11 protein-coding genes and 1 CRISPR repeat array are annotated in these 12,297 nt (G+C 56.6%); of the genes, 1 reads left to right on the plus strand and 10 read right to left on the minus strand.

The genetic code is table 11. From position 1 onward, the window contains the following. Positions 1 to 983: 983 nt before the first annotated feature. Positions 984 to 1,957: a CRISPR direct-repeat array (repeat unit 33 nt; unit sequence GTTTCAATCCACGCGCCCCGTGCGGGGCGCGAC). A 171-nt stretch (positions 1,958 to 2,128) separates the two neighbouring features. From cas2 to ACMPH2_RS06680, 10 genes are all read right to left on the minus strand, one after another. Then, positions 2,129 to 2,419, minus strand: a complete 291-nt coding sequence (cas2, locus tag ACMPH2_RS06635) for a CRISPR-associated endonuclease Cas2 (protein WP_009278659.1) — start codon at positions 2,417 to 2,419, stop codon at positions 2,129 to 2,131. Positions 2,420 to 2,421: 2 nt separating this feature from the next. Beyond that, entirely contained in the window at positions 2,422 to 3,441 is a 1,020-nt protein-coding gene (gene cas1c / locus ACMPH2_RS06640; protein ID WP_417118975.1) for a type I-C CRISPR-associated endonuclease Cas1c, read from the minus strand. Further along, the gene (gene cas4, locus ACMPH2_RS06645; RefSeq protein ID WP_303132629.1) at positions 3,438 to 4,085 is read right to left on the minus strand and encodes a CRISPR-associated protein Cas4; all 648 of its coding nucleotides are present in this window, start codon (positions 4,083 to 4,085) and stop codon (positions 3,438 to 3,440) included. Before cas4 ends, cas1c begins: the two co-directional genes overlap by 4 nt. A gap of 18 nt (positions 4,086 to 4,103) precedes the next feature. Then, the gene (gene cas7c / locus ACMPH2_RS06650) at positions 4,104 to 4,991 is read right to left on the minus strand and encodes a type I-C CRISPR-associated protein Cas7/Csd2 (protein ID WP_417118976.1); all 888 of its coding nucleotides are present in this window, start codon (positions 4,989 to 4,991) and stop codon (positions 4,104 to 4,106) included. 1 nt (position 4,992) lies between these two features. Then, on the minus strand, positions 4,993 to 6,822 hold the full coding sequence (gene cas8c, locus ACMPH2_RS06655) for a type I-C CRISPR-associated protein Cas8c/Csd1 (protein ID WP_417118977.1): 1,830 nt from the start codon (positions 6,820 to 6,822) through the stop codon (positions 4,993 to 4,995). Continuing rightward, positions 6,819 to 7,496 (minus strand): type I-C CRISPR-associated protein Cas5c, encoded by a 678-nt coding sequence (gene cas5c, locus ACMPH2_RS06660; RefSeq protein WP_417118978.1) that lies wholly within the window; start codon positions 7,494 to 7,496, stop codon positions 6,819 to 6,821. The genes cas8c and cas5c overlap by 4 nt, the downstream gene beginning before the upstream one ends. Positions 7,497 to 7,528: 32 nt before the next feature. After that, on the minus strand, positions 7,529 to 9,877 hold the full coding sequence (cas3, locus tag ACMPH2_RS06665) for a CRISPR-associated helicase Cas3' (RefSeq protein ID WP_417118979.1): 2,349 nt from the start codon (positions 9,875 to 9,877) through the stop codon (positions 7,529 to 7,531). Between the two features lie 249 nt (positions 9,878 to 10,126). Further along, complete coding sequence (locus ACMPH2_RS06670; RefSeq protein WP_417118980.1) at positions 10,127 to 10,408, minus strand: type II toxin-antitoxin system YafQ family toxin; 282 nt, start codon at positions 10,406 to 10,408, stop codon at positions 10,127 to 10,129. A gap of 9 nt (positions 10,409 to 10,417) precedes the next feature. Beyond that, positions 10,418 to 10,696, minus strand: a complete 279-nt coding sequence (locus ACMPH2_RS06675) for a type II toxin-antitoxin system RelB/DinJ family antitoxin (protein ID WP_009278652.1) — start codon at positions 10,694 to 10,696, stop codon at positions 10,418 to 10,420. Positions 10,697 to 10,998: 302 nt separating this feature from the next. Beyond that, the gene (locus ACMPH2_RS06680) at positions 10,999 to 11,577 is read right to left on the minus strand and encodes a xanthine phosphoribosyltransferase (RefSeq protein WP_417118981.1); all 579 of its coding nucleotides are present in this window, start codon (positions 11,575 to 11,577) and stop codon (positions 10,999 to 11,001) included. A 369-nt stretch (positions 11,578 to 11,946) separates the two neighbouring features. Between ACMPH2_RS06680 and ACMPH2_RS06685 the strand changes: the two genes are divergently transcribed. After that, on the plus strand, positions 11,947 to 12,141 hold the full coding sequence (locus tag ACMPH2_RS06685) for a hypothetical protein (protein WP_417118982.1): 195 nt from the start codon (positions 11,947 to 11,949) through the stop codon (positions 12,139 to 12,141). The last annotated feature ends 156 nt before the right edge of the window (positions 12,142 to 12,297 follow it).

A 12,297-nucleotide genomic window follows, 5' to 3' on the forward strand; every position in this document is an offset into this window, starting at 1 on the left:
GGAACTCCGTCATTGAACTAGCGGGAAATGGGTATAACCGAAGTGCCTATCAGGGACCCGCCATTCGTGGGAGGCAAGCCGGATAGGCTTTCTATTTTTTGAAGTGTCTCATGTGCTCGTCGCCCATGACATTCATCTCAATGAAGTCGCTTCTTCTCCCGAAAGCTACCTCTGCCTTTTCGCAGACCTCTGCAAACGTAAACGGAGACTTTCGCCACATCTATGACGAGCTTGCTACTCTGTCCCAAGGCCTCGTTGGGCTGGTTGTAGATGTTGAAATCATCTCCGTGCGTCGGGGACAGTCACGGAGGTTGGCACGGTCATGGTCTCCGGTCGCTCTGCTGGTCGGGGCGGCGAGACTCGGCCTCGCACGTTCGCGAAGACACATACTCCCAGGTCACGCATGTCTACCGATTCCGCCACTCTCCGAGATCGCATATACTGTCCTCGGCGCCGAGCGCCGCCCAGGTATTCGAGCCAGGGAAGAGCATTGGCGTCATTGCTATCTGAAGGCTTTTCCGAACGTCTCAGGGTGACAGTCACCTTGATGCCGTCCTACTTAGCCATCCGCTCGAGCCCCCCTACCCTATGCCTAGCCGAAAATGCGAAGTGACAGGCCACGATGATGTTTGCGCACTGTTGCACCACGTCGCAGATTCTCACATCGCGCGCTCAGCAATTGAATTGCCAGCCAAAGCGACATTGCTCAAAACAAACGACACAACGTAAATTGAAAAAAGCATCATCGAAGAGACAGGGCGCAGGATGGCAAAGTGCTCCACTTGAGGCCATCTACACCTTGCGGAACGGTTTCTCCGCTCTCTCTTCCTACGAAGACGCAAATGAGGCCGTTTCCTCCCAATTAGCTGGGTGGGCGTGCCTCGACGCAAGTATATCCAGAATCGGCCTTTGGCGGAAGCGAGGCGCATATTTCTGGCTGGCAGAGTGCCGCTCTGCGGCGGCCCCATGCGCCTCGTGGCCGAGTTTCAGTCCACTCGCCCCGTGCGGGGCGCGACATTAGCAAGCTTAGGCGTAGTAACAGCACCATCAGGTTTCAATCCACGCGCCCCGTGGGGGGCGCGACACGTCGGGGGAGCCGGGGATGATCGCCTTCTTCGGGTTTCAATCCACGCGCCCCGTGCGGGGCGCGACCATAGACGCCCAGCAGCTGCTCGGCGGCTTCCCGGTTTCAATCCACGCGCCCCGTGCGGGGCGCGACCCGGCTTCCCGTCCCCGTCGTCAGTCACGGTCCAGTTTCACTCCACGCGCCCCGTGCGGGGCGCGACCCTCGCGCACCCTCGTCTCAGGTGACTGGCCGGGGTTTCAATCCACGCGCCCCGTGCGGGGCGCGACTTACCCTCTCCCGCAGTCTTGGCGCTGCGGTAGACGTTTCAATCCACGCGCCCCGTGCGGGGCGCGACCTCCGGGTCCTTCAGGTCGATGACCTTGAGCATGTTTCAATCCACGCGCCCCGTGCGGGGCGCGACCATAGACGCCCAGCAGCTGCTCGGCGGCTTCCAGGTTTCAATCCACGCGCCCCGTGCGGGGCGCGACCCGGCTTCCCGTCCCCGTCGTCAGTCACGGTCCAGTTTCAATCCACGCGCCCCGTGCGGGGCGCGACGGGGAACCCGTCGAGGATGCCCTCCCCCTCCTCGGTTTCAATCCACGCGCCCCGTGCGGGGCGCGACTTGCGCGGACTCGGAGGGGCGCTGCCACAGCTCGGTTTCAATCCACGCGCCCCGTGCGGGGCGCGACCCGGTGGCGATAGCGAGGACCCCGGGGACGGGGACGTTTCAATCCACGCGCCCCGTGCGGGGCGCGACATGTGCACGGTGAGTTGTGGGACCCGTGCATGGTGTTTCAATCCACGCGCCCCGTGCGGGGCGCGACCGTCGTAAGACCGCACGCCAACGAGCGCGTAGGTGTTTCAATCCACGCGCCCCGTGCGGGGCGCGACCGTCAATTCATGCGCAGCCATGAATTATCTGCAAGCATACATTCCATTCTCAAGGAACGCCACCCACATGCTGCATTTTCAAGACGATCGATCACGCGTATTGAAGACAGAAATGGCGCGAACCTCCCAGAGTTACCCCGGCACTACAGGTTCGCGCAGGCTATCGGATGGCTATATGCATAAAAGCCCTTCAGGGTTGTACGTTTCCTTGGCACCAAGATGCTCCACGCGGCTTTCCCAGCGTTTGCCAAGGTTGTAAAACCGCAAGCTATCCCTCTCCTTGTCGATTAGTCCAAATAGCTCATGCTTCATGCTCTCGTATTGCGCGGGATCCACGAGGCACTCAAAGACGGAATACTGCACCCTCTGCCCATATTGCGTACATACCTTTGCCACCCGGCGCAGCCGCGCAGAACCACCCGCATCGCTACTCGCCACGTCATACGTCACGAGAACATACATCGCTACCTCCAGAGAAAGGCCGGGTAGTCATCAAGATCACCACGCAAGAAGCGCGCGAACAATTGTGCTTGCACGAACGGTACAAGACCAAGGGGCATTTTCTCTTTCAAGAACGGGTGGACAATCTGCTCCTGCTTCCTTTGCTGCCACCAGCCAATCACTTTTTTCCGAGATCCATCTCGCAGGAGAAATCCTTGAGAGAATCCCTGGAAGTCGCTCTCCGACAGCTGCCTTCTGTTGAAGAGAGAAAATGCGAAGCGGTCAACGATGGGCGCTCGAAGCTCCTCGATGAGGTCGAGTGCGAGGCTTGCCCGACCTGGCCGACACGCATGCAGATACCCCATTTGTGGATCCAGCCCAACAGACTCGCAGGCAGAAATGAGCTCCCTGGCTAGCAGCGTGTAAAGAAATGAGAGCAGGGCATTGACCGGATCTTCCGGAGGACGCTTAGTGCGACCCCGGAAGTCCATGTCCTTGTTGCGCAGCGCCCCTCCCAGCACCGAGAAGTAAGCGTGGGCAGCATTTCCCTCCACACCCCTCAGCTCATCAAGGCTATTGCAAAGCGCGACATTCCTCTTGCTCTCCGCCAACTCATCGATGACCGCAGGGGCGTTCCCCTCCTTCATGTCGGGGTAGTCCCTCAAATAGTGCTGCAGGACGAGCCTCCCGTTATGCACCTTAGCCGTAACAAACCGCCTTGCCACATCGAGACAGGCGCCCTCGTCCATCGAACGGCGGTACTGTTCGCGTCGCAAGAGGATATTTCCCGACGTAGGACCACACACGCGAGCCTGGAAACGCCCGGTCTCGTCAAGAATGACAACTGTTACGCCATGCAGAGCACATGCGCCAAGAACCGAGGTGCTGCATCCCACGTGACCAAACAGCACCACTCCGTCCAACAGATGAAATGGCACGCTCATCGCTTTCTCATCACCAAGATACACTGCTAGCGCGTCATCTTTCTTGCGGAGATAGGCATCGGGATTTGTGAGATAGAGGGTATTAAGAAGCCTCTTCATACCAATGCCTCCTCGCCGTTTTGTGCCCAGTAGTCATGCACGGTCAAGCTACCAACCTCAGGCAAACACTCATTTACGAGCGAGCAACGTCTGCACCTCGTCCCCATTTCAGCGCGAGGAGTAATAGACGACGAGAAGAGCTCATGCATGCGAGCGGCAAGGGTCTCCACCCTATCGCGAAGCTCTTGCGTAATGTCAACTCTTTCCCGTCTCCGCGTTTCGCCGTAGAAAAGGGTACCTTCCGCTATGGAAACGCCAAGCATCTCCTCGAGGCAGAGTGCCTGTGCTGTCACCTGCACGCAATCCCAGTCTTCCACCTTTGGCCTACCGACTTTGTACTCAACGGGACGCACGAGGAGGCCTGCGTCACCAGTGCTACGCTCGACGATGTCGGCGATACCGTAAATGCCCAACCTTCGGTTAACGAGGCGGACGCCGCGCTCAGCCTTTATGTCGTCCGAACAGGAATATCCTGCGGCGTCCACTCGCTCATGAAAGTAATCACCGCGCAACGTATCTGCGCTGTCCTCCCAAATCTGTTCCAGGTGGATGAGTGCCCACTGGCGTTCGCAGAAGGCGAGGTGTTGAAGGCCCGAAAGAGCCAGCAGCTCGTCATCCTGGTATATATCGCTAGGAGATCTCATCATCTCTCCCGAGCTTCCCTACTCCTGGGGTGGAATGTAATCGAAGCTTTTCACCGTCACTCCTGTGGGCAGGTTGTCCTCGTCGACCGAAATCATGTAATCGGAGAAGTGACGCCCCGGACGCGAGGGGTTCGCATCCGCCCTCTCTGCCTTCACGAGATCGAACAGTCGGTGCGCAGGGGCATTTCCGAGCCTGCTCTCGTGCCTGAACACGATCAGCCTTCGGGAGGTCATGAGTCCACGAGACGCACTGCGGTCGTTCTCGAACATATTCATAAGGGCTTCCCAGAGGAGGTTCAGGTCATCGTCGGAGAACCCGCTCTTCTCCGCAAGGGGAGCCGAGACGAAGCCCTCGAGACGATACAGGCCATAGGGCACGTACTCCTTGCGCCCCATGGTCTTTCCTTTGTCGGCATCCTTTGAGTTGGTAACTGCCATGCGAGTGATGCTCATCTCGGCAGGCATGATGGGTTCGACGGATCGGGAGAAGCAAAGCTGCACGGGACCCCTTACCTGACCGCAGTTGACTTCGGTGGTCATTACCGCACCGAAGGTGCGAATATCATAGAAGTTGTCACACATGAACTTTGTGACCTTGACTTGGTCTTCCAAGTTCTTTGGCAGTTTCTTGGACTCCTGCTTAATGTCATTATTGATGTATGATTCTTTGTTGCGATCGTTAAGCACGGCACCGTTCTGCACATAGATGCGATAGCCCGCAGTACCCTCACGCGTAAGGTCAATATAGTTGCGGACCTTACGCTTGAGGCACACGTCGGAGACGATGCCTATGCCGGTCTCGGCGTCGATGCGAGGCATGTTACCTGCGTCTGGATCTCCGTTGGGGTTGCCGTTCTCCACGTCAAAGTAAAAGACGAAGTCATAACGATTCTTGATCTCTTCCATGCTAGTCAATCCTCTCCGTTACATCGACTTTTGCTGTCTTGTCGCCTTTCTCAGACTTCTTGTAAAGCGCCTCGCGTTGCTGATAGAAACCGATGTAGAACTCCCCCTGGTCATCGTATGACAGGGTTTTTGGGAATCCGCTATCGTCGACTTTGGAGATGACCCTCTGGACGAGGACATCTATACGGCTACCCCATGAACTCTTGCTGATGTGGTGCTGCGACAACTTCAAAAGCTGGGGAAACACCCGTGCTGGAGTAGTCGAAGCGGCGCCCATGTAGCGCTCGCGAATTCCCGCATTTATGTCGCCCACAGCGTCCACCTGCACCTTGTCCAGCAAGGCGAACAACCTGCCGAGGAGGTATCCTTGATTCTCATTCTCTTCATTAAGCGCCACGGTAAGTCTCCTTTCTGCGTCTTCCCTAACTACTTGGCCTGCATTGCGTGACTTTCTCAGGAGGTACGCTCGCAATATTGCCGCACGCCTCCCCATATCAAAGGTATTCCTGGAGCCATGGTCGGCCCTTGTGCGCAAGATAATTTCTTTTGCAAGAGAATCTGGGAATGCTGTCCCATCAAGCAGGGCCCTCACACAGGAAGTGATGAGCGACCTTGGCAGGTTCTTTGACTCAACCTGCACTGCAGCTTGTTCTAGGTATCTCTTGAGGGAACAAAGCCTTACCCCAACCATTTGGGTGTCACGAAGGAACAGTGAGACGTTGCGCTCAAGGTCACCGAAACTTCCGGTCTGATAAAAGCGGACAGCGAGACGTGCCTGATATGGAGCGATTCCCATCACGTGGTACTTTGTGTCCGCCGGAACGTCTACGGGTGGAAGGCCATGGATCATCTGCTGCAGTGCCTCCTGGACGGCATCCCTCACCTCGACGTTTTCACCCCTACCAGAGATAATGGCGTTAGAGCCCCCGATGCCGTCGCTGTCGAAAATAAACGAAAGGCAGGCGTCAGCTATCGAGTCGCTCGAATTGGTCCAAAAGCAGACGTAGTCATCACCCAGACGCATATGGTGAGAATCATCCTTGAGAACGTAGTTCAAGGCGCCCCCTGCCTTCTCTGCCGCCTCCCGTGATATAGAACCCACCGTTGCGATCTTCTGTCCGTAGGAGCTAAAGGCGTCAGCATTGCAGGAAACCAGGGCAGCCCCGGCGCTCTGCGCACCAGCAAGACCGCTCACCTGAGGAAAGAGCTTCGCCCTTGGAGCGGCCTTCCCCAACACGAGGCAAGTACACTGTTCCGACTCTTGCTCCGCTGCCTCCGCATAACGGTCCCAAGCCGCGACGATGGCGGTACGCTCGTGCAGGAGGCTCCCGTCAGGGAGGAAACGGAAGACCAGATTCGACTTAAGGTTGGGGTTTTCTTTCTCATTCGAGCCTGGCCGCACGTCCTCGCCCATGGCCTCCGCACACAGACGAGGGAGCATGCCCGCTCCATAATGCCTGAGCATGCTTAGGTAGGCCCGAGCGCCGTCGTCGTCGACTTCAGAGAGAACGTCTTTCGCAAGCTGCTCGTGCATCAAGCGGAGCTCCTCGCGAAACTTGTTCTTTCCGACGCCAAACACGTGCTGAGCGTCATCACAGAGAAATCCAGGCACAGGCTTCTGGCCCGACCTAGTGACATACGCCATCGGCACCACGAGCTTCGGAAGCTTTTGCCCTTCCGCTGCAAGCGGCACGCATGAGACGATTGTCCCATCCCGATCAAGGGTCAGCTCGTACCCAACACTCGTGCGGCACCATCGTCTGGGGGGAATTGCATCTGGATCGGTCTGTCGCTTGAGGTCAAAGAGGTCGCAAAGGTCTCTGAGCATCATGCGACCACCGCCGTACGCGCCGCGGCAACATCGATTGCTCCACGATGCATAACGGCCCTATAGAACTGGGGCATTGGATCCTGACCTGTTTTATAGGAGAGGTCGTAGAGCATATAGCCGAGGTCGTGGCTCGCTTCACCCTCATAGTAGGAAGACGGTGGCTCATCTTCCTCCCCCACGGCTTCAACTTCCGCAGGAAACTCCCTGCAGCCCAGGTAGGGCTGGTTAAAGCACTGTCCCAAACGTAGCCGCCTCAAGGCAATGTTGTAGTGCTTTGAGGCGGTGTCAGCCTCCCCCGCCCGTTCGGGCACCATTTCGAAGTGGGCATCCACGACGTAGTCAACATTCCTGAGGTAAAGGGTATTCCTTTGCTGGCGGTCCTCAACCACATTGACGCCAAGGGCCCCCGTACCAGACGTATAGGCCGCCTTCGCCGCTCTATACGAAACCTTTGACGCAACCTCATTACGACGGATTGTGTCAAAGGTTATGGGGTTAAGCACCTCAATGCGATCGATTACCCAACGGATGGCTGGCTTCCAATAGACCGCCTCCAAGATTCCCCTTGCGGCAGAGGGAGTGATCACGTCGTAGCTTGTTCTCTCAACGTGCATCTCTGGCCGTGTGAAACAGGCCCTCGGACCCTTTATCCGAACCCTTATGCCATATCCCATCTCGTGTTCCTCCTCCCTTCATTGCCAAAGAGCTAAACAATCAGTGCCGAAAGATCAACGGTTTCCGGATCAAGCAGCCCCCTCTCTTCGTCATAGACAGGACGACTCCCATCGCGCATTTCCAGGACCGAGATCGGGAAACCATCGATTCGCCGAATCTGCCCTGCCTCCTGGAGCTTCTTATAACTCCAGGGTGCGACATTAATTGAGTGGCGCTGTATCTGGGGGAAGAAGTCGTATCCCCAGGCCTCATCGGACTCTATGCGCCCCAAAAGCCTCTCTCCCCCCTCACCCCATGGGACAAAAACGCCTATTTCCTCGTTGTCGATGAAACGATATCTCTCGGAAATCGTCTCGAAGGGATAGCTCCCATCAGAAAGGTATTTCTGCCAGTGGTCATCGACGATGCATCCGTAGATCGGTTTCCCATCGGTCCCATCAAGATTTCCGACCTGATGGCGCCTCTTGAAGTAGTAGGCAACGGACTGAGCACCGAATGGCTCCCAGCCCTCAAGTGCGGCAACTTTGAGCGTCTCCCTTCCTAGGGCCTTCAACTTCGCAAGCCAACTGCGCGAGGGCCTCCGCGCATTCGCAAAGTCCTTGCACTCGAACACGACGACACGACCGCGCCTTCCAAGCGCTCCTTCGCGGTTGCACCTACCGGCAGCCTGCAATATCGAATCGATGCCGGTAAGCTCCCTGAGCACAAGTGGAAAGTCGACATCCACACCCGCCTCTATCAGCTGGGTGGACACGAGGAGGCAGGGTTCCCCCACCCTCAACCTATGCCGCACCTCCTCAAGCACTTGCGTCCTGTGCTCTGGCACCATGAGTGCGCTCAGATGGAGCACGCTGTCGGCGCATCCCAACCTCTCCCTAAGCGCATCAAAGACCTGAGCTGCGGCCCGGCGTGAGCTGACGACACAGAGCGCCTGATTGGCGGACGTGATCTCGTCGGCAAGACAATCGATGTCAATCGCCCCTTCGCCGCCGGACTCCTCAGAAACATGGGAGATGTCGAATTCGACGCGTCCGCCGAAGAGCTCAGCATGGCGCGTACGCTCGTCAATAATCGATTTGACCTGCGATCTGAAGGGCATGCACTCCTCAAGCCCGGGCTGCGTAGCGGTGCAAATGACCACGCTCACATTCGCGATGCACACCAATGACTCAAGCATCGCAAGAGTCGACTTGAGCAGCTCGTCAGGAAGGTTCTGTGCCTCGTCCAATACGATGACGCTGTTGGCGATGTTATGCACCTTACGCGAGCGTGTGGTCCTATTTGAGAAGAGCGATTCAAATAGCTGAACATTCGTAGTCACTATTACGGGCGCAGACCAATTTTGAACAAGCATGCGCTCTTTTAGACCAGCATCGCCCTGCTGTGCGTTAGTCGAATCCTTATCCACCTCTGAAAAACCGAAGTCATAGCTAGAGTAATGCTCGAGTACGTTCTCTCGACCGAGCGCCTCCTTAAAGACTCGAGCGTTCTGTTCGACAATGCTCATGAAGGGTATCGCGTAGACGACGCGTGTCTGGTGGTTCTTTTTTGCATGTCTCAAGGCGAACTCAAGAGACGTAAGCGTCTTTCCGCTCCCCGTAGGCATGTCAAGCAAGAAGATGCCGGTGGGGCTATCCGCCAACTGGCATGCGCGCTCAAGCATCTCTGCACGAGCTGAGTTAACCGGAGTGTTTGGAGCACCCGAGAAGCGCTCGGATCGATAAGTCACGAGACGCTCAAGCAATTGTTCAACAGTACATTGCACTTCCCTGGCTGCTAGGCGGACTTCGTAGTTTTCCGGACTTCTCACACGCTCTGTATCAAGCCAGTCCGCATCCACGAGAGAGCTGAAGATAAGCCTTTCCATGGTGAACATATTGAACGTCGCGAGTTCTTCGCGTCTGCAATCGACTGGACGCCTCAATGGAAGCAGGGCCCTTCTCGTCGAAATATCCTCTGGTGGAAGCATCGTTTCATATGCCGCGAATTCGTCACGAAGGTCATCATCCGGGTGTGTCTCGCTGTCAAGCCGAATTCTTCCCTCGACTTCCGAATTGTTCTGCAGCCCGGTATGGTGTCCAGAAACTATAGGTACAAGGGGATTCCCCTCATTAATCTGGTTTTTCGGATACACCAAGCGAGCGAGACGGGCGCCCGCACTCGAGTGATCGAAGGCGGGGTACTTCCCCTCGAGACGCAGCTGAAACTCCGGATACGCCTTGCCCGCATCGTGGAGCGCACCGGCAGCTTCTGCCCAAGGGCCTGCATCGAACGGTGCGGCAAACTCTCCTGCCATACGGCTGACTTCGTGGAGATGGTCCTCCAGCGTCTGCCAGTCACTCTTGTCTGGCAGCAGACCTGAGTGTGCGTACTTCGTCATGCGACCCCCCGCCCATCTTGCTTCATTTCGCTAGTAGCAATATATCTTTCATGTTAGTGAGACGGGTAAATAAAATGACTTGAACGGGAGCATATTGCCGCCAAACGCAAAAGCCCTGTGGCAGATATACATGCCACAGGGCTTTTTCTGACGCGAAACCCGTCTAACAAACATGTTTCAATCCACGTTGCAGCCAAAGGCATGCAACGACAAACGCCGATTCGACTTTACCATCGAAGCGCAACTCGGCTATTCGTCAAACAAATCCGAATGAGTTCCAGTCCGTGCCGCAACGAGTATGAACGCGTCCCTATCAATGGAGTACACAAGCAACCAATCTGGCCGAACATGGCATTCTCGGAAGCCAATGTATCTACCTACAAGCGCATGGTCACGATATCGTTTTTCAAGCGTCTCTTCATTAGACAAGCTTTCAAGTACGGTCCGCAGCTCGCTCATATCTAAGCCACGTCTTTTTGCCTTCTTGTAGTCCTTTTTGAACTGCGACGTAAATACAAGCTTCAGCCACATCGCTCGTACCTACTCGTCCAGCGCGGAAAACATAGATGCAACGGAATCGTATGAGTCGGCCGACACCTTCCCATTCATGATGTCACGAGCCTCGACCATTGCCACCTCTGTTTCCGTGTTGTAGCGAGGCTGGCGTACGTCAAACGGCAGTCCGCCCTCCATGACTGACTTGCAGAGGAACACATTGATTGCCTCGGTAAGGGTCATGCCCAGGTCCGAGAAGATGGACTCAGCGTTAGTCTTCACCTGTGGATCTACACGCATGCTAATTGTGGCTGTCTTGGCCATGTTTTAATCCTCTCTTATGTATTGCATTGTGTTGTTAATGTAACACATTTGTACCAAGAGAACTTGAGTGAACAATCTGCGTCTCATGAAGTCACGCCTGAGAGAAGTCATTCGATTTGGACTTTGCTCAGACAAGAGTCAAGACCCTTACTCGCCATTGACGCAGTTAGCTCTGAAGACGGAGAGCCGACATAAATTCTTATGAATCAACTCAATCTCATACCATCGTCTCCCCCACAAAAAAGCGCGGCCCCCGGATGTCCCAGGAGCCGCGCTACGCGTTCTGCCATGTCGTCCCCGCCTTACTCGCGGAACGCAATCTCCCCCGTCTCGGAGTCCATCGACTCAACGATGGCCAGCGAGTCGACGCGGTAGCCCTTGGCCCGCAGACTGTCGCCGCCTGGCTGGAAGCCCTTCTCCACCGCGATGCCAATGCCCTCGACGGTGGCCCCAGCCGCCTCGCAAATCTGGACTAAGCCCTCCATTGCGCAGCCGTTGGCCATGAAGTCGTCGATGATCAGCACGTGGTCGTCGGGCCCGAGAAACTTGGCGGACACGATCACGTCGTACTCGCGCTTGTGGGTGAAGCTGGTGATGCGCGTGGAGTACACGGTGCCGTCCAGGTTCACGCTCTGGCTCTTCTTGGCGAAGACCACGGGCACGCCAAACTCCTCGGCCACGATGGCGGCGATGGCGATGCCGCTCGCCTCGATGGTGAGGACCTTGTTTATGGGCGCGCCGTCGAAGTCGTGCCTCCACTGGCGCGCCATCTGACGGAAGAGGCCAATGTCCATCTGGTGGTTCAGGAACGAGTCGACCTTGAGCACCTGGTCGCTCTTCACAACGCCGTCCGCCTTGATGCGCTCTTCCAGCAGCTTCACCTGCGACCCCCCGCTCGCGAATAGATTTGCAACAGGATACGACATCGCGCACGATGGCGGGCCATCCGGCGCCCAAGCCGACACAAAGCATCCCAAAGGAGGCGTCACATAGCTTCACGCAACTATTGACCTACTTTGCTCATGACTTCGCATTGCGTCGCAAATCTAGTCGCCGTCTTGCATGTTCGAGAAAATGCATGCAGGTCATTTAGAGACTTTTTTGATGCTTTACTATCTTTCGTGAAAGGCCGTAGCGCCACTCTCACCTGGTAATACACAAATCACGTAACAATCTTGAAATATATATGGAAACATGTTACAACGAACTTGGTCAGCGGTTGGCTCGCTAGCGGGGAAAGGTAGGTTGCCATGTCGGTCACTGGTGCTCTGGTCTTCGACTCCCTGTTCACGGTCATCGCCGTGCTGCTGCTCACGGCGGTCGTCTCTGGCATCGGCGCCATCTGCCACAGGAGGCAGAACCAGTCTGGGCCCGAGGCCAACCACAGCAAGCGCTGCGACAGCTCCGCACAGCGCATCCGCCCCCAGGGGCTGTATCCCCTCTAGCGCGTCGCAGGCGCTTCCGCCCAAAAACCTCGCGAGGCCGGCACGATGACCTGGCCGCGCAGACGCCCCGTGGGTCCGGCTGGCCCACGGGGCGGTTTGTTGCGCAGAAAACTGCTCGAGACACTCGCGGCAAAGAACGAAGGCTTCTCTCTTTCG

This window comes from Olsenella phocaeensis (assembly GCF_048189965.1).
In the GTDB taxonomy this organism is placed as follows: Bacteria; Actinomycetota; Coriobacteriia; order Coriobacteriales; family Atopobiaceae; genus Olsenella_I; species Olsenella_I phocaeensis.